The sequence below is a fragment of the Sinorhizobium sp. M4_45 genome, assembly GCF_002885915.1.
In the GTDB taxonomy this organism is placed as follows: domain Bacteria; phylum Pseudomonadota; class Alphaproteobacteria; order Rhizobiales; family Rhizobiaceae; genus Sinorhizobium; species Sinorhizobium meliloti_A.
Genome location: NZ_NWVE01000002.1, coordinates 832327 through 850920 on the forward strand (window position 1 = coordinate 832327; position 18594 = coordinate 850920).

Here is an 18594-nt window from a genome sequence, read left to right on the forward strand (position 1 = left end):
TTTTGCCGCAGGGGCGGGACCGGTTTTCTCATCCGGGTTATGCGTCGACGCAGCGATAGCCGGCCCTAAGGCAGGGTTCCCTTCCGCGCGCGAAGCGGCTATGAACGCTGAACTCGAAAGGTTCCCGTCGATGCGTCGCCGGGAAAATCAAGAGCCCTGTTAGAATGGCAACAGCTGCCTACCCTGATCTCAGGCGAAGGAGCGGCCGAAGCACAACGTCATTTTGCCTGAATCCGTCGATAGTGCGAATTCACCAGTTCTGGAACCCGTCATGCGCCTGTCCCGCTTTTTCATGCCCATCTTAAAGGAAAATCCGAAGGAAGCGGAAATCGTTTCCCATCGACTGATGCTGAGGACAGGCATGGTCCGCCAGCAGTCCGCGGGCATCTATACATGGCTGCCGCTCGGCAAGCGCGTGCTGGACAAGGTGAATGCGATCATTCGCGAAGAGCAGAACCGTTCCGGCGCCATCGAACTGCTGATGCCGACGCTGCAGTCGGCGGAGCTCTGGCAGGAGAGCGGGCGCTATGACGCCTACGGCAAGGAGATGCTGCGCATCAAAGACCGGCAGGACCGGCCGATGCTCTACGGACCGACGAACGAGGAGATGATCACCGACATCTTCCGCTCCTACGTCAAGTCCTACCGCCATCTGCCGCTGAACCTCTACCATATCCAGCTGAAGTTCCGTGACGAGATCCGTCCGCGCTTCGGCACCATGCGTTCGCGCGAGTTTCTGATGAAGGACGCCTATTCCTTCGATCTCGACCGGGCAGGGGCGGAGCACGCCTATAACAAGATGTTTGCCGCCTATCTCCGCACCTTCGACCGGATGGGCCTGCGCGCCATACCGATGCGTGCCGACACGGGCCCGATCGGCGGGAATCTCAGCCATGAGTTCATCATCCTTGCCGACACGGGCGAGTCCGAGGTGTTCTGCCACAAGGACTTCCTCGGCTTCGACATTCCGGGCGAGGATACGAATTTCGACGACGTCGCGGGCCTGAGGACGATCTTCGACAAGTGGACGTCGCGCTATGCGGCGACCTCGGAAATGCATGACGAGGCCGCCTTCGGCGCCATCCCCGAAGGCGAGCGCCTGTCCGCGCGCGGCATCGAGGTGGGTCACATCTTCTATTTCGGCACCAAATATTCCGAGGCGATGGGTGCGAAAGTGCTCGGGCCGGACGGCAAGGAACACACGGTGCACATGGGCTCCTATGGTATCGGTCCGACTCGCCTGGTGCCGGCGATCATCGAAGCTTCGCATGACGACAACGGTATCATCTGGCCGAAAGCGATCGCTCCGTTCGACGTCGTCGTCATCAACATGAAAACGGGCGATGACGCTTGCGATGCGGCTTGCGGCAGGGTCTACTCCGATCTCGGCAAGGCTGGATTCGACGTTCTTCTTGACGACACCGACGAGCGCGCCGGCGGGAAGTTCGCGACCGCCGACCTTATCGGCGTGCCGGTGCAGGTGATCGTCGGACCGCGTTCGATCGCGAACGGCGAAGTCGAAGTGAAGGACCGCAGGACCGGCGCGCGGGAGACGATGACCGTCGAAGCGGCGATCAACAAACTGGTCGCGGCGAGATAACAGACGAAGGGATCGATGATGACCGCGGCGACGGATGAGCAAGTGCAGGCTGCCGCTCCATCCAGCAAATCTTCCAGCCGTCCCTTCTCCGCCTTCGAGCGTATGGTCGCCTGGCGCTACCTGCGTTCGCGGCGCAAGGAAGCGTTCATCTCGGTCATTGCCGGCTTTTCCTTCATAGGGATCATGCTTGGGGTGGGAACGCTGATCATCGTCATGGCGGTGATGAACGGCTTCCGAACCGAGCTCATTTCGCGCATTCTCGGCATGAACGGCCACATGATCGTCCAGCCTCTGGACGGCCCGCTCACCAATTATGCCGATCTGGCCACCAATTTCTCCGCCGTTCCGGGCGTGACCATGGCCATTCCGATCGTCGAGGGCCAGGTTCTCGCGCAAGGCCTGGGCGATGCGTCGACGGGTGCGCTCGTTCGCGGGATACGCGCCGACGACCTCACCAAGCTGAAGTCGATCTCGGGAAATATTCAGTCCGGCGACCTCGTCGGCTTCGCCTCGGGCAGCGGCGTCGCCATCGGCTCGCGCATGGCCGAGCAGCTGGGCATCCGGGTGGGTGGGACGATCACGCTCACCTCACCCAACGGCGACGTCACGCCGATGGGCATGAATCCGAGGGTCAAGGCCTATACCGTCTCGGCCATCTTCGAGATGGGCATGTCGGAATACGACGCGACCATCATCTTCATGCCGCTCGAGGAAGCGCAGCTCTACTTCAATGCCGAAGGCCTCGTCCAGTCGATCGAGATATTCGCCGAGCATCCGGACGCGGTCGACGAGCTTCGCAAGCCGGTGGAGGATGCCGCCGGCCGGCAGATATTCATTACGGACTGGCGCGAACGCAACAGAACATTCTTTTCCGCGCTCGAGGTGGAACGGAACGTGATGTTCATGATCCTGACGCTGATCGTGCTGGTCGCGGCGCTGAACATCATCTCCGGCCTGATCATGCTGGTAAAGGACAAGGGCAGCGATATCGCGATCCTCAGGACGATGGGCGCGACCTCCGGCTCGGTGATGCGCATCTTCTTCATGACGGGCGCCGCAATCGGGGTCACGGGAACCATCGCGGGCGTCGTCCTCGGGGTCGTCGTCTGCCTCAACATCGAGTCGATCCGCCAGTTCTTCTCCTGGGTGTCCGGCGCCACGCTCTTCGATCCGGAGCTCTATTTCCTCAGCCAGCTTCCGGCCGATATGAACGCCGATGAGACCGTCACCGTCGTCGTCATGGCGCTTGCGCTTTCCTTCCTTGCCACGATCTTCCCGGCCTGGCGCGCCTCGCGCCTCGATCCGGTGCAGGCCCTGCGGTACGAATAACAAGGACAACAGCTCAAATGAATGCGCGCGTGGCACTGCAGCTCTCCGGCATCGAGCGGCACTATGGCGAGGGCGACACGTTTCTGCCGATCCTCAAGGGAGCCGACCTGACGTTGCGAAGCGGCGAGACGGTCGCCCTCGTGGCCCCATCCGGTACCGGAAAGTCGACATTGCTTCATATCGCAGGGCTGCTCGAACACCCGGACGAGGGCGAGGTGCTCGTGAACGGCACCTCATGCAACGGGCTCAGCGACGACCGGCGAACCGCCATCCGCCGCAACGAGATCGGCTTCGTCTACCAGTTCCATCATCTCCTGCCGGAATTCTCGGCGCTGGAGAACATCATGATGCCGCAACTGATCGCCGGATTGCCCAAGGCCGAGGCGGCGGAGCGGGCATCGGCCCTCCTGGACTATATGCGCATCGGCCATCGCGGCAGCCACCGCCCGACCGAGCTTTCCGGCGGCGAGCAGCAGCGCGTCGCCATCGCCAGGGCGGTCGCCAATGCGCCGCTCATCCTTCTGGCGGACGAGCCGACCGGCAACCTCGACCCCGAGACGGCCGGCTATGTGTTCGAGGCGCTGGAAGCCCTCGCTCGCCAGTCCGGGCTCGCGGCGCTGATCGCCACCCACAATCACGAACTCGCTTCGCTCATGGATCGCCGCGTGACCATCGAGGACGGCAAGGTCGTCGAACTGAAATAGTTCGGCCGCGGCTGCGCCTACTTGGCTCCGACCTCGCTCGAGGCCGCGGTCACCCGCCTCGGGCTGCGCTCCTTGCATGTTCCATTCGAGGCGTGTCGCCCCTCGGAAGGGCATGCACGAATGCGGGCCGCCGGTGCACGTTAACCATAGCCACTGAATAGCGGGTCTTCTATGCAGACTTCCTTGACTATCGAACAAAATTAGAACAAAAAGGGAACAGTAGCGGAAAGGAGACAAGTTATGGCTGATTTCGTACGTGATCTTGCTGCCTTCGCCTCGATGAGCCTTTTCATCGTGAGCATCTCGGTAATCGCTCTCGGCCTGTGACCGGGATTTATCGAGCGTGCTCCGCGTTCCTGTCGAGCGCGCACTAAACACCGCACGCCGGGCAAAAACCCCGGCGGCCCGTCCTTGAGACTGGACAGTTGGGACGGGAAACAGGATATCCTCGACGCCGGACAAGAATCGGAGTGCGGCGATGACAGGCAACCAGAGTATCGGGCAGAGTATCGGGCACGGCACAGGGGCTGCGGCGGATCCGCAGTTCGTTCACCTGCGGGTGCATTCCGCCTATTCGTTGCTGGAAGGCGCCCTGCCTTTGAAGAAGATCATCGGCAAGGCGGTCGCCGACGATCAGCCGGCGATCGGCATCGCCGACACCAATAATCTGTTCGCTGCGCTCGAATTCTCGCAGAAGGCCGCGGACGACGGATTGCAACCGATCATCGGCTGCCAACTCTCCATCGATATGGAGGACGAAGCGGAGGGCGAGCGGCGTGGGAACGCCCATCAGTTCGTCAAACTTCCCGCGATCGTGCTGATCGCGGCGACCGATGACGGTTACGCTCGCCTGGTAGAGCTCGTCAGCCGCGCCTATCTCGAAGGCGAGGGACACCAGCAGGCGCGAATAAGCCGCTCCTGGCTCGCCGCAGGCGGTACGTCCGGGCTGATCGCGCTCACCGGGGCGGGAGCCGGCCCGGTCGACATGGCGCTGAAGTCGGGTTCGCCGGCACTGGCCGAGGCACGCCTGAAAGTCTTGATCGAGCTTTTCGGCGATCGCCTCTATGTCGAACTGCAGCGGCACGGGAATTACGACCGGCGTCACGAGAACCGCATGATCGATCTCGCCTACCGGTTCGACGTTCCGCTCGTCGCCACCAACGAGGCGTTTTTCCCGTCGCCGTCCGACTATGACGCCCACGATGCGCTGATGGCCGTCGCTCACAATGCGATGGTGTCCGACGATAGCCGGTTCCGTCTGACTCCGGATCATTATCTGAAGGGCCGCAAGGAGATGGCGGCGCTCTTCGCGGATCTGCCCGAGGCATTGGAGAATACGATCGAGGTCGCGCGGCGCTGCTCCTTCATGTTGAAGACCCGCGGACCGATCCTGCCGCGCTTTACCGGGGCTTCGGATGATCCGGAGGAGGCCGAACGCGCGGAGGTGGCGGAGCTGCGCCGGCAGGCGGAGGAGGGGCTGGAGGGCCGCCTCGCCAAACTCGGCATGGCGCCCGGCTACAAGGAAGAGGACTATCGGGAACGGCTGGCCTTCGAACTCGGCGTCATCGAGCGGATGAAGTTTCCGGGCTACTTCCTCATCGTTGCGGACTTCATCAAATGGGCCAAGCAGCATGACATTCCGGTCGGGCCGGGCCGCGGCTCGGGTGCCGGCTCGCTGGTCGCCTATGCCCTGACGATCACCGACGTCGACCCGATGCGCTTCTCTCTGCTTTTCGAGCGCTTCCTCAATCCCGAACGCGTGTCGATGCCCGATTTCGACATCGATTTCTGCCAGGACCGGCGCGAGGAGGTCATCCGCTACGTGCAGCAGAAATACGGCCGCGAGCAGGTGGCGCAGATCATTACCTTCGGTTCGCTGCAGGCGCGCGCAGCACTGCGCGACGTCGGCCGCGTGCTGGAAATGCCCTACGGCCAGGTCGACAAGATCTGCAAGCTGGTGCCGAACAATCCCGCCAACCCGACGCCGCTTTCCAAGGCGATCGAGGAGGAACCGCGCCTGCAGGAGGAGGCGGAGAAGGAGCCGGTCGTTGCCCGCCTCCTCGACATTGCGCAGAAGATCGAGGGGCTTTACCGCCATGCCTCGACGCACGCAGCCGGCATCGTCATCGGCGACAGGCCGCTCTCGCAGCTCGTGCCGATGTACCGTGATCCGCGCTCCGACATGCCGGTCACCCAGTTCAACATGAAATGGGTCGAGCAGGCGGGTCTCGTAAAGTTCGACTTCCTTGGCCTGAAGACGCTGACGGTTTTGAAGACGGCCGTCGACTTCGTCGGCAAGCGCGGCATCCACATCGACCTGGCAAGCATTCCGCTCGACGATCTGAAGACCTACGAGACCCTTTCGCGCGGCGAGACGGTCGGCGTGTTCCAGGTGGAAAGCGCCGGCATGCGAAAGGCGCTGATCGGCATGCGCCCGGACTGCATCGAGGACATCATCGCGCTTGTGGCGCTCTATCGCCCGGGACCGATGGAGAACATCCCGGTCTACAACGCCCGCAAGCACGGCGAGGAAGAGATCGAATCGATCCATCCGAAGATCGATTACCTGCTCAAGGAGACGCAGGGCGTCATTGTCTACCAGGAGCAGGTGATGCAGATCGCCCAGGTGCTCTCGGGCTATTCGCTCGGCGAGGCCGACCTTTTGCGCCGCGCCATGGGCAAGAAGATCAAGGCGGAGATGGACAAGCAACGCGCCCGCTTCGTTGACGGTGCCGTCAAGAATGGCGTCTCGAAGCCGCAGGCCGACCTGATCTTCGACCTTCTCGCCAAGTTCGCCAATTACGGCTTCAACAAGTCGCACGCAGCCGCCTACGCCATCGTCTCCTACCAGACCGCCTACATGAAGGCGCATTATCCGGTCGAGTTCCTCGCAGCGTCGATGACGCTCGACATGTCGAACACCGACAAGATCAACGATTTCCGCCAGGACGCGATGCGCCTCGGCATCCAGGTGGTCGCGCCGTCCGTGCAGACCTCCCACCGCCACTTCGAAACCGGCGACAACCGCATCTATTATTCGCTCGCCGCCCTCAAAGGCGTCGGCGAGTCTGCCGTCGACCACATCGTCGCCGTACGCGGCGATCGGCCTTTCGCAAGTCTCGAAGATTTCTGCCTGAGGATCGATCCCAAGCTCTTGAACCGGCGTGTTTTCGAAAGCCTGATCGCCGCCGGTGCTTTCGACTGCTTCGGCTACGACCGGGCGGAGCTCGTCGGCGGCCTCGATCGTATCCTCGGTTTCGCCCAGCGCGCCCAGGAAAACAAGGTGAGCGGCCAGAGCGACATGTTCGGCGCGGGCGCCGCAACCGGGCCCGAGAAGATCGCCCTCCCGCCCTATACGCCGTGGCTCGCCTCGGAGAAGCTGCATCGCGAGTTCCAGGTTCTGGGCTTCTATCTCTCCGCCCATCCACTCGACACCTACAACAATCTGCTCGCCAAGATGCGCGTGCAGACATTTGCGGATTTCTCGGCAGCCGTAAAACAGGGAGCGGCGGCGGGCCGCCTCGCCGGGACGGTGACGTCGAAGCAGGAACGCAAGACGCGCACCGGCAACAAGATGGGGATCGTCGCCTTCTCGGACGCTTCGGGCCAATTCGAGGCCGTACTCTTCTCCGAAATGCTGAACCAGTATCGCGACCTTCTGGAGCCCGGCAAATCGCTGGTGATGACGGTCGACGCCGAAGAGCGGCCGGAAGGGATCGGCCTTCGCATCCGAACCCTGCGTTCGCTCGAGGAAGAATCGCTGCAGATGCAGAAGGCCTTGCGCGTCTATGTCCGCGACTGCGGACCGCTGCGCTCCATCGCCTCGCATCTGAACGCCAAGGGGGACGGCCTGGTTTCCTTCATCGTCATCAAGGACAACGGGCAGCGGGAGATCGAAGTCGAGCTCAACGAGAAATACCGGATCTCACCCGAGATCGCCGCCGCCCTTCGCTCCGCTCCCGGGGTGGTGGACGTCGAGCTGGTTTAGGGCCCGTCGAGATTCATTTCGCGTCTCGTAAGACGCGCGGCCGCTGTAGGGAACTTTTCGGAGGGCTGCATCTCTCCTCATCCTCATCTCTGTGCTCGTCACAGGGATGAGAGCAGCGCCGCGTCTGCGGCGCGGAAGACCCTTTCCAGCCCAAGGACTTGGTCTGAAAGAACTTTTCCCGCGCCGCGTATGCGGCGCTGCTGGATCTCTTTGACAAGCACAGAAAGAGATGAGGATGAGAGAGCGCAGCTCTCCGAAAAGTTTCCTACAGCGCCGCCGCGTCTATCAGACACGCAAAGGTCGCTGCAGCACTTTGAGCTGCTCTATGTCTTGTCCATTGACAGGCTACCATATCACCCCCTCGAAGAGCGGGCCTTTGCCGCTTTTCTCTTCGCCCCGCTTGCCGGGAGAAGGCAGGGCGACAAGGGGCAAACCAGGGTGCGGAAATCACCCCATGCCTTTCACCCGCGCCGCTCCCTCGTCACGGTGATGAAATCCGTTCCCTTGCCCGTCTCCAGTCCCGATTCGGTATCGGTGATCGAGAGTGACGAGCCGTTTGCAAGGAGGCCGGCGAGGCGTTCGCGAACGTCTTCGGGCACCGTGATGCGGCTCAGCGTCCTCTCCAGCGTGTCGGGCTCGCCTTCCTCTGTGATGCCAAGTCGCTTCTTGGTCGTTTTCGGCAGCTTGTTCTCGAGCGACATGCCGAACCATTTGCCCTGTCCGGTTTTCGTATCGAGATCCTGGAACTGCAGCAGATGTGTCCCGAGCGCCATTTCCGGCTCTGCGATGGCAATCTCGGCTTCGAAAAGCGGCTGGAATTGCCGGCGCACGCGCAACACGCCATTCAACGGTGTACTGCGGCCCGCCTTGCGAAAGACGGCTTCGATCAGCTCCGGCGTTATCTTGCCATCGACGGGCAGAGCTTCGGCCCTTTGGAACGCTTCGATCGCGGCGGCCGTTGCCGGACCGCTGAAGCCATCCGGCAGACCTGCATCGTAGCCGAGCGTATTGAGGAGCGTCTGGAGGTCGCGCACGCTCTCTTGCGTACCGCGCCGGGTAATCAGAATACGTATCGGGGCCTTCGCCTCGTCGGATGCGACGGGCGAGGGGCGTTTGTCGGTCATGGCGACTTCAACTGCGCTCCGGTTGAACTCCCCGATCGCCGGCCGCAGGGGGACGTCCGACAGGGCAGGTCCCTGCGGCCGCGACTGGCTCGGCTGGAAAAGCATTTCGTGCGCGATCTCGACCGGGGCGATCTGCCGATCCGATATGACCACATGCATGCCGTAGCCCGTCATCTTGAACAGGCTCGCCGCGAATTTGCTCGGCAGCCGCACGCAACCGTGCGAAGCCGGATAATCCGGTACATGGTTTGAGCCATGCAGGGCAATGCCGGACCAGGTAAGCCGCTGCATGAACGGCATCGGCGCATTCGAATAGATGTTCGACTCATGACGTCGGCGCTTCTCCAGGATCGAGAAAATGCCCGTCGGCGTCGCGTGCCCGGCCTTGCCGGTTGACACTTTCGACGTGGCGACCACCGTGTCGCCGTCATAGACGACGAGGGACTGCTGCTCCCTCGATACGACGATCTGCAACGGCGCCTTGGCGCCGGCCGCAAGCGCGGACGGCGACGCCATGACGAAAACCGCGAATCCCATCCGGAGAGCGAAACGCAACACCTACCCTCATTCAGACAGTGGCGGCACCGCAAACGGACGACGGAGCCGTGGAAGCAGGCTAGCGTTCAATATTTAAGGAATTGCCCCATACGATGCGTCAGCCGTCCGGTCGGGCAACCGTGACGGCTATTGCCGGCGCCGCCCCTTGCCGAACGTATAGCCGGTCTCGACGCTCGTCCTGCCGAACTTGTCGCGCAGCTTGTTGATCGCGTCCTCGGCGGCGGCACGCCGGGATGCCTGCGGATCGACAAGATCCGGCGGATCGGCGAGGTCGGGATCGACCAGATCGCTGACGCCGATCCCGATCAGCCGGTATTTCGTGCCGTCGACCTCCTTCTCGAGCAGCTGCAGGCCGGTGCGGAAGATGCGGTCGGCAAGGCGGGTGGGGCTTTCCAGCCTGCGGTTGCGCGTGCGGGTCTTGAAGTCCGCGGTCTTGAGCTTCAGCACCACCGTCTGTCCGGCGAGGTCGGATTTTCGCAAGCGGAATGCCACTTGTTCGCTGAGGCCCCTCAGATGCGTTACGAGGTCTTCCTGGCGTGCCAGGTCGTCGTTGAAGGTTGTCTCGGAGGAGACGCTCTTCGCTTCGCCTTCGATCTCCACGGATCTTTCGTCCAGGCCGCGCGAGAGCCTGTAGAGCCGCCGGCCCATCGTGCCGTAGCGGCGCATGAGGTCCGCCTCTTCCATCGTCTGGAGCTGCCCGATCGCGCGGATTCCGTCTCTTTCGAGCGTGGCGGCGAAGGCCTTGCCGACGCCCCAGATGAGAGTAACGGGTTTGGCCTTCAGGAAGTCGATGGCTTCGGCCTGGCCGATGACCGAAAAGCCGCGCGGCTTCTGAAGGTCCGAGGCGACCTTGGCCAGGAATTTGCAGTAGGAGAGCCCGACGGAGACGGTGATGCCGATTTCCTGCTCCACACGCCTGGCGAAGCGGGCAAGCGTTCGGGCGGGCGGATCGTGATGAAGCCGCTCGGTGCCGCTCAGATCGAGAAAGGCCTCATCTATCGACAGCGGCTGCACGAGAGGCGTCAGCTCCTGCATCATCGCTCTGACCTCCCGCCCGACGCGCACATATTTCTCCATGTCGGGCCTGATCACCACGGCCTGCGGACAGGCTTCGAGGGCCTTGAACATAGGCATGGCGGAGCGCACGCCGTTGATGCGGGCAATGTAGCAGGCCGTGGAGACGACGCCACGCTTACCGCCGCCGATGATCACGGGCTTGTCGGCGAGCTCCGGATTGTCGCGCTTCTCGACCGAGGCATAGAAGGCATCGCAGTCGATGTGCGCCAGGGTCAGCCGGTAGAGTTCGGGGTGCCGGAGGAGCCGCGGACTGCCGCAGGCGAGGCACCGCGGTGCCTGGGCGGCTTGCTCCTTGAGGCAATCACGGCAGAAGCCGGAGGGTGGGGCGGCGCTGTCGATCATATCCGGAACAAATGTTGAACGCGGCGACTTTACGCTCTACGCTGCTGAGTCTCAAGGCGGCGGCTGGAGGCTGTTTTGGATATCGCAGTTAAATTTGAGACGGTGCCGGCCGATCGCCGGCCGGACTTCGGGATGCCCTTTAGTCGGCACGGTGCACTCGGCACCGGGCGGTGCACCGCGCTGCGCACGCCGCGTGCCGGCAGCATTCAGCCTTCCTCGAAATCGCGCGGGCCGGAGAGGGCATGGTGCGCCCGGACGACCTCGTCCGGCGAGGTTTGCGTTTCGTTGCAGAAGGCCATCAGCGTCGGCTCGTGCTCCATCAGGAACGCAACGATGCCCCCCATGAAGCCCGGCTCGCCGACGGCGCCGCGCAGGGAGGCAGGGTCGGTGCCGGTGAGCGCCAGAAAGCGCGACATCAGCTCAGGCTCGTTCGCGAGCCAGGTCAGGATGGCGATCGCCGTATCCTCAGCGTTCTTCATGATATCCGCTCTCTTCTCGTTTGCCGGCCGCAATTACCTATTTTTCAACCAAATCGCGCTAGCCTGGCGATCGACGAAAAGGGTCGAGTCGCCGTTGTTGCAACTTAAATCTCTCCCGGAGACTTGCAAGGCGGCGGCAGACAGCAAGGGATCGACATGCCCAAACAGGTGATGATTGTTGAGGATAACGAGCTGAATATGAAGCTCTTCCGCGACCTGATTGAGGCTTCGGGCTACGCGACGATCCAGACGCGCAACGGCATGGAAGCTCTCGAACTCGCGCGCAAGCACCGTCCCGACCTGATTCTGATGGACATCCAGCTGCCGGAGGTTTCCGGCCTCGAGGTCACGAAATGGCTCAAGGAAGACGATGAGCTTCACGTGATTCCGGTCATCGCCGTAACCGCTTTTGCCATGAAGGGCGACGAGGAGCGCATCCGCCAAGGGGGATGCGAGGCCTATGTCTCCAAGCCGATTTCCGTACCAAAATTCATTGAGACCATCAAAACATATCTGGGCGATGCCTGACTGCCGGAAAGATCGATATGACTGCGCGCATCCTCGTCGTTGATGACGTACCAGCCAATGTGAAGCTCCTGGAAGCGCGGCTGGTGGCCGAATATTTCGACGTGCTGACGGCACCGGACGGGAATGCCGCCTTGGCGACATGCGAAAAGACGCCGGTGGATCTGGTCCTGCTAGATGTCATGATGCCGGGGATGGACGGTTTCGAGGTCTGTGAAAGATTGAAGGCGAACAGCCGGACCGCGCATATTCCGGTGGTGATGATAACGGCGCTCGACCAGCCGTCCGATCGCGTGCGCGGGCTGAAGGCCGGCGCGGACGACTTCCTGACCAAGCCCGTGAACGATCTGCAGCTCATGTCGCGCGTGAAAAGTCTCGTACGCCTGAAGAACGTCAGCGACGAGCTGCGTCTCAGAGCCCAGACGGCACAAACGATCGCGCTGCAGGAGACGGGCCGCGTCGATCGGCCGGACGAGCCCGGCAGCGTTCTGCTCGTCGATGGCCGTGCTTCCTCACAGGAGCGGCTGACGCGTGCCCTGAAGCCGATCGCCGATGTCGCCGTCATATCGGACCCGCAGGCCGCCCTGTTCGAGGCTGCCGAAAGCAGTTTCGACCTGATCATCGTCAACGCGAATTTCGACGATTACGACCCCTTGCGTCTGTGTTCGCAATTGCGGTCGCTCGAGCGGACCCGCTTCATTCCGATCCTGCTGGTAACCGAGCAGGGAAACGATGAGAGAATCGTCCGCGCACTCGAACTGGGCGTGACGGACTACATCATGCGTCCGGTCGATCCGAACGAACTTGTCGCCCGTTCCCTAACGCAGATCCGGCGCAAGCATTGCAACGATCGCCTGCGCGCCAGTGTACAACAGACGATCGAATTGGCCGTGACCGATGATCTCACCGGGCTCCACAACAGGCGCTATCTGGAAAGCCACCTGAAGCTGCTGATCGATCGCGCGACCACAAGGGGGCGTCCCCTGTCGATCTGCATCACGGATATCGATCGCTTCAAGCGTGTGAACGATACCTACGGTCATGACGCCGGTGACGATGTACTGCGCGAATTTGCCAACCGCGTTCGCGCCACCGTGCGCGGCGCGGATCTCGCCTGCCGTTTCGGCGGGGAGGAGTTCGTGGTCGTCATGCCGGATACGACGCCCGAAATGGCGGCGATCGTTGCGGAGAGACTCCGACTGGCGGTCGAGAGCCGTGGCTTCGACATTCCGCAGGCCGCGACGGTCCTGAACGTGACGGCGTCGCTCGGCATTGCAACCCTGAGGCCGGATGGCGATACGGCCGAGGCTTTGCTGAAGCGCGCCGACATGGCGCTCTATCAGGCGAAGAACGGCGGACGGAACCGGGTTGTCGCTGCCGCAGCCTGATCCGCCGCACATGCTGTGCTATTCAGGGCCTCGCGCGCCGGCTCTTCCAGGTTGCGCGGCCGTGCCGGAGTAAGCACATCCGCAGGCGACACTGTCCGATTTTGGAACAGAATTAACCAAACGCCGAGCAACCCCCGCTCCGCGATTAAGAATGCGTTGATTTTTTTTTAGTTTCAGGCAATGCTGATAAGCGAGGAAGGAAACTTCCACAGAATTCGGTTACCCCATGATGCTCAGGTCCGCCGCATCTCCTGGGTCGTGGGGTCGGTCGGCTGGCCTCGGATTTGCGGATTCCTCGTGCTGCAACCGGACCAGTCGACCCCCATTCGAAAACGCCGCTCCGAAAGAGGCGGCGTTTTTGCTTTATCCGTCCCCTCCGGAGAAGGGCAAAGAAAAAGCGCCGGCCCTGCGGGCGGCGCTTCTGGATCGAAGAAAGCGGCGACCTTACTTGATCTTGGCTTCCTTGAATTCGACGTGCTTCTTCGCGACCGGATCGTATTTCGTCTTCGTCATCTTGTCGGTCATCGTGCGGCTGTTCTTGGTGGTGACGTAGAAGTAACCGGTGTCGGCCGTCGACAGCAGCTTGATCTTGATGGTGGTAGCTTTCGCCATGGTCGTCCTGCCTTTATCAAAAATTGAAAGCCGTGGACAACCTGTTGCGGGCCACGGTCAAGTTGCCGCGAAACTACAAATCACGATCGAAAAGTCAAGGCCGTTTTGGTTTCAAAACGATGCGGACCAGGGAAAGTACGACATAAAGCCCGAAGAAGCCGGCGATTGCCCAGGCAAATCCGTCATTGCCCGTCACATCCATGGCCGCCCCGATCACCTGCGGACCCGCTACCGTACCGACGGCGTAGGAAAACACGAAGGCGGCATTGGCGGCCGCAAGATCCGCTCCCTGGAGACGGGAGCCGAGGTGGCTGAGGCCGACCGTATAGAGACCGGAGACGCATCCGCCCCAGAACAGAAGAACAAGCGCCATCAGGAACCAGTTTTCGACCAGCATAGGCAGGAACAGGGCGCCCACGAACCCGATCAGGGTCAGCGCCGACAGGATCGTACGGCGGTCCTTCACGCGGTCGGAAAGCATGCCGAGGGGGATTTGGAAGATGAAATTGCCGACGCCCATGACCGTCAGCAGCAGCGCTGCCTGCGATTCGCTGAAGCCCGCGCGTGTCCCGAAGATTGGAAACAGGGAAAGGCCGCCATATTCCACTGCACCGAAGATAAAGACGGCGGCCGTCGCGGTCGGCACCAGCAAGACATAACGCATGAAATGGCGTTTCGGCTTTTCGTTCAGCACCGGACTTTCATTGCGCGCGAGAAAGATCGGAATCGCGGAAAGCAGGATGACGCCCGCGCCGACCGCGAAGGGCAGGAAGCCTTCGCTGCCCAGGATCGAGAAGAGCAGGGGACCGCTCGCGAAACCGAGCGAGAGTACCGTGCCGTAGATCCCGAGCACGAAGCCGCGCCTGTTGGGGGGCGCGGTGGCGTTGATCCAGAACTCCGAAAGGATGAAGAGGACAGTGATCGCGCCGTGAAAGACGATGCGCAGGGGAAACCAGAGCCAGAAATTCGTGAGGTAGTAGAAACCGAGCGAGCTCGCCGCCGCAAACACTATTGCCAGCAGCATGGTCGGAGCGACGCCGTGACGATGGGCGAATTTCATGGTGAACGGCGCGGCGGCCATCGATGCGAGGCCGGCCATTGCCGCATTCAGCCCGTTCAGCGTGGGCGCTATGCCCCGCTTTTCCATGATGACGCTGAGCAGCGGGAGCCCCAGGCCGATCGCGATGCCGACGGCAGTGATCGACGCGAGCGCGGCGATCAATGAAGGCCAGTGGATTTCGTCAACCGGTCCTGACGTACCGGGCGGCGGCTTCGACATGCGACAGGGCCCTCAGAGAAGCGTACGGTGAAAGCGCCCATGGCGCGTAAAATAAAATGGAACGGTTCTTTCAGGCGGGAGCGAAGGATCCGATTCGAGACCGTTTCTCAGATCCGAGAGGATGATCGCGGTGATCTCCGGCACGCGAAGCGCGGAAAAGTCGTTGACATCGATCCATTGCAAATCCTGAAGCTCCCGGCTTTCCGCCACCAGTGAGGGATCGATCTCGGCCTCGTCCGCGAAAACGGCAAAGAACCGCGTGTCAAATCGCCTCGGCAGTCCCGGAGGAGTAATGGCCCGCGCCATATAGCGCAAATTCGAAAGATCGGGAAGAAACGGAAGCGCCGAGCCTTGGCGCTCTTGCGTCCGGCCGAGGCTTATTCCGGCTTCTTCGTAGAGTTCCCTCGCGGCCGCAAGTGCTAGCGCGCGTGCGCGAGCCACCGTGATCGCCCGCCCTTCGCCTGCCCTGAGGGATCGCAGAACCGCCGGATGAAGATCGCCGTCAAATCTCAGGCGGTGGTCGCCGGGATCGCGGCGTCCACCCGGGAAGACGTAAAGGTCCGGCATGAAGACGTGGGCGCTGTGGCGTTTGCCCATCAACACGCGAATGCCCTTGCCCGATCTGTCGAGAAGCATGATGGAGGCCGCATCGCGCGTCCTGACCGTCGGACAACTCTCCGCTTCGGCGTCGAGTGCGAAAGCGCGGCCGCCAAGCCGCTCCGGGGTCATGCCGAAGGATCTCGCGGCGGAAGCACGTCTTCAGGCAGATCGTCGTGACCGCCGAAACCGTGCATTCTCAAAGCCCACTGCAGGCCGATGACCGCGCCCTTGACCGGCTGCATCAGGGCGAGCGAACTGGCAAGCGTAACCGGCGCCCATATCGCGAGATGCTGCCATGTCGTAAGCGGCAGCACGAGATCGGTCATCATATAACCGCCGAGCACGGCATGGCCGACGATCGTGACGACGATATAGGGCGGGAAATCGTCGGCGCGGTGGTGATCCATGCGTTCGCCGCAAGCGTCGCAGGCGTCCACCGATTTAAGGAAGGCGCGGAACAGCCGGCCGCGGCCGCAGGCCGGACAGGATCCGAAAAGGCCACGCTTGATCGAGCGGCCGACAGGCCTTTTGTCGCCCTCCGCTCCGCCGAGCTGAAGCATGTCTGTCGCCGTTGCCTTCATGTCCAATCCTCGTGCCGGACGTCGCGCGTCCGGCTGTCAGTGCCTGCCGCGGGGCGGCCGCGTCCCCGGCCGTTTGCGCGCGCCCGTCCGGTCGCGGCGGCCGGCCTTGTGGAAGGAGCGCATTGCCGTCGGCATCTTTCGTCCCTCGCTCAGCATTTCGAAACGGAGTGCACCGGCCAACGGCACCGCTTCTACAAGCTTGACCTGCACCGGGTCTCCGAGACGGTAGCCCAGCCCGGACTTCTCGCCGGAAAGGGCCTGATGCGCTTCATCATAGATGAAATAGTCGCGCCCGAGCGTAGATATAGGGATGAATCCGTCGGCGCCATAGGCGGGGAGAGTGACAAATAGTCCCGCCTTGGTGACGCCGGAAACCCGTCCGTCGAACTCCTCGCCCACGCGGCCGTTCAGATGATGGGCGATCAGGCGATCGACGGTATCGCGTTCAGCCGCCATGGCACGCCGCTCGAAGGTCGAGATTTCGGCGGCGATATCGTCGAGCGTCGCTTCTTCCTCGGGCATGATGCCGCCTTCGCCGAGCCCGAGCGCGGAAACGAGCGCGCGGTGTACGATCAGATCCGCGTAGCGCCGGATCGGCGAGGTGAAGTGGGCGTAGCGCAACAGGTTCAGGCCGAAATGACCGATATTTTCCGGGCTGTAGATCGCCTGGCTTTGCGAGCGCAGCACCATCTGGTTCACGATCGTCTCGTAAGGTTTTCCGTCGGCCTTGGCGAGAATCCCGTTGAAATGGTTCGCCCGCATGTTGCCACCTTTGGCGAGCGCGATCTCGAGTGTCGCCAGGAATTCGCGAAGGCTCTCCTGCTTGGCGAGCGAGGGTTGGTCGTGGACACGATAGATCAGAACCTGACGTTTCTGTTCCAGCGTCTCGGCGGCGGCGACATTCGCCTGTATCATCATCTCTTCGATGAGCTTGTGCGCATCGAGGCGTTCCGGCACGAACACCCGATCGACCGTTCCGTCCGGTTTCAGGATGATCTTGCGCTCCGGCACGTCGAGTTCGAGCGGCTGACGGCGCTCCCTTCCGCGTGTGAGGATACGATAGGCGTCCCAGAGCGGTTTGAGGATCGTATCCAGTATGGGGCCGGTCTTGTCGTCGGGAGCACCGTCGATCGCTGTCTGCGCCTGTTGGTACGAGAGCTTGGCCGCGCTTCGCATCATGATGCGGTGGAACGTATGGCCGGCCTTGCGGCCTTCCTTGGAAAAGCGCATCCGGACCGCAAGCGCCGGGCGGTCGACGCCTTCCTTCAGCGAGCAGAGGTCGTTGGATATGCGCTCGGGCAGCATCGGTACGACCCGGTCCGGAAAATAGACCGAGTTGCCGCGTTTCAACGCCTCGAGATCGAGTGCCGAGCGTGCCCGGACGTACCAGGAGACGTCGGCGATCGCGACGGTGACGATGACGCCGCCGGGATTGTCCGGCGACGGATCCGGCTCCGCGTAGACCGCGTCGTCGTGATCCTTGGCGTCTGCCGGGTCTATGGTGATGAGCGGCAGGGTGCGCCAATCCTCGCGATGGGCCATTGTTGCGGGACGCGCGGCTTCCGCCTCCTGCAACACCTTCTCCGGAAAGACGTGCGGGATACCATGCGCATGGATGGCGATCATCGAGATCGCCTTTTCGGATGCGACCGAGCCGATGACGTTCTGCACCTGCGCGCGCGGCAGACCGTAGCGGCCGATCCGCGAGAGATGCGCTTCGACGAGATCGCCTTCCTTGGCGTCGCCGGTGAAGTCCGGATCGATGAGGAGTTCCTCGCCCCGCTTGTCGATCGGCATCAGTCGGCCGCCACCGCCCGGCGTGGCGCGGAAGACGCCGAGCACCGCGTCCTTGCGCTTGTCGAGCACCTTGATGATACGCGCAGTATAGGCGGGGCCGCCGCGTTCCTTGGCCGGGAAAATCTTTGCGAGCACCCGGTCGCCGAGACCGCCTACCGGCGTCTTGCCCTTGGCCCTGGCGACGCTTGATTGCTTGATCAGGACTGCGGGCGCGACGCCGTCGTCGTCGAGCCACTCGGCCGGGCGGCCGATCAGGTCGCCATCGACATCGCGAATGGTAATGTCAAGAACGGTGACGGGCGGGAGCCCGCCGGGGCGAACGAGCGACTTGCGCTTCTTCTCGAGGAGTCCGTCCTCCTCGAGCGAGCGCAGCAATCCCTTGAGTTCTACCCGTGCTTCGCCCTTCAGGCCAAACGCCTTGGCGATATCGCGCTTCGAGGCGTGTTGCGGGTTCTCGGCGATGAAGCGCATCAGCACCTCGCGGGAAGGAACGACGCCGTGAACGATCGTCTCCTTTTCTCCGGCCGGTGCCGTCCTGGCCGCGCGGCCGGACTTCTTGCCTGCGCCCTTTGCGGGCGTTTCGGTCGGGTCGCGCGGAATCCTGGTCAAAG

General features: G+C 62.4%; 14 protein-coding genes. 6 read left to right on the forward strand and 8 right to left on the reverse strand.

Annotated elements, in window-relative coordinates; genetic code table 11:
• Nucleotides 1-271 precede the first annotated feature (271 nt).
• The 4 genes from proS (at nt 272) to dnaE (ending at nt 7621) form a co-directional block, all read left to right on the forward strand.
• Complete coding sequence (gene proS, locus CN933_RS09730; RefSeq protein ID WP_018094864.1) at nt 272-1600, forward strand: proline--tRNA ligase; 1329 nt, start codon at nt 272-274, stop codon at nt 1598-1600.
• 15 nt (nt 1601-1615) lie between these two features.
• Nucleotides 1616-2929 carry a lipoprotein-releasing ABC transporter permease subunit gene (locus tag CN933_RS09735; protein ID WP_018094865.1) on the forward strand — a complete coding sequence of 438 codons (1314 nt, stop codon included), beginning with the start codon at nt 1616-1618 and terminating at the stop codon, nt 2927-2929.
• A gap of 17 nt (nt 2930-2946) precedes the next feature.
• Complete coding sequence (locus tag CN933_RS09740) at nt 2947-3633, forward strand: ABC transporter ATP-binding protein (RefSeq protein ID WP_010969157.1); 687 nt, start codon at nt 2947-2949, stop codon at nt 3631-3633.
• A 478-nt stretch (nt 3634-4111) separates the two neighbouring features.
• On the forward strand, nt 4112-7621 hold the full coding sequence (dnaE, locus tag CN933_RS09745; protein WP_018094866.1) for a DNA polymerase III subunit alpha: 3510 nt from the start codon (nt 4112-4114) through the stop codon (nt 7619-7621).
• A 461-nt stretch (nt 7622-8082) separates the two neighbouring features.
• Here the strand turns inward: dnaE and CN933_RS09750 are convergent, their stop codons facing one another.
• The 3 genes from CN933_RS09750 to CN933_RS09760 all read right to left on the reverse strand — a co-directional run bounded on the left by CN933_RS09750 (nt 8083) and on the right by CN933_RS09760 (nt 11201).
• Nucleotides 8083-9300 carry a L,D-transpeptidase family protein gene (locus CN933_RS09750; RefSeq protein WP_018094867.1) on the reverse strand — a complete coding sequence of 406 codons (1218 nt, stop codon included), beginning with the start codon at nt 9298-9300 and terminating at the stop codon, nt 8083-8085.
• A 129-nt stretch (nt 9301-9429) separates the two neighbouring features.
• On the reverse strand, nt 9430-10722 hold the full coding sequence (locus tag CN933_RS09755) for a DNA polymerase IV (protein ID WP_018094868.1): 1293 nt from the start codon (nt 10720-10722) through the stop codon (nt 9430-9432).
• 206 nt (nt 10723-10928) lie between these two features.
• Complete coding sequence (locus CN933_RS09760) at nt 10929-11201, reverse strand: DUF3572 domain-containing protein (RefSeq protein ID WP_026168581.1); 273 nt, start codon at nt 11199-11201, stop codon at nt 10929-10931.
• Nucleotides 11202-11357: 156 nt separating this feature from the next.
• Here CN933_RS09760 and CN933_RS09765 point away from each other — a divergent pair, with 156 nt between their 5' ends.
• Nucleotides 11358-11729, forward strand: a complete 372-nt coding sequence (locus CN933_RS09765; protein ID WP_003537642.1) for a response regulator — start codon at nt 11358-11360, stop codon at nt 11727-11729.
• A 17-nt stretch (nt 11730-11746) separates the two neighbouring features.
• A complete protein-coding gene (locus CN933_RS09770; RefSeq protein ID WP_018094870.1) occupies nt 11747-13114 on the forward strand; it encodes a PleD family two-component system response regulator in 1368 nt (455 codons plus the stop codon).
• 444 nt (nt 13115-13558) lie between these two features.
• On the opposite strand, the gene rpmG is transcribed toward CN933_RS09770, so the two are convergent.
• The 5 genes from rpmG to rnr form a co-directional block, all read right to left on the reverse strand.
• Nucleotides 13559-13726, reverse strand: coding sequence for a 50S ribosomal protein L33 (rpmG, locus tag CN933_RS09775; RefSeq protein WP_003537640.1), 168 nt, complete (start codon nt 13724-13726; stop codon nt 13559-13561).
• Between the two features lie 94 nt (nt 13727-13820).
• Entirely contained in the window at nt 13821-15005 is a 1185-nt protein-coding gene (locus CN933_RS09780) for an MFS transporter (RefSeq protein WP_018094871.1), read from the reverse strand.
• 12 nt (nt 15006-15017) lie between these two features.
• A complete protein-coding gene (locus CN933_RS09785) occupies nt 15018-15734 on the reverse strand; it encodes an NUDIX hydrolase (RefSeq protein WP_018094872.1) in 717 nt (238 codons plus the stop codon).
• Nucleotides 15731-16186 (reverse strand): DUF983 domain-containing protein, encoded by a 456-nt coding sequence (locus tag CN933_RS09790; RefSeq protein ID WP_018094873.1) that lies wholly within the window; start codon nt 16184-16186, stop codon nt 15731-15733. Before CN933_RS09790 ends, CN933_RS09785 begins: the two co-directional genes overlap by 4 nt.
• 36 nt (nt 16187-16222) lie before the next feature.
• Nucleotides 16223-18592: a ribonuclease R gene (gene rnr, locus CN933_RS09795; protein ID WP_018094874.1), complete on the reverse strand. Its 2370-nt coding sequence runs from the start codon at nt 18590-18592 to the stop codon at nt 16223-16225.
• Between the last annotated feature and the right edge of the window lie 2 nt (nt 18593-18594).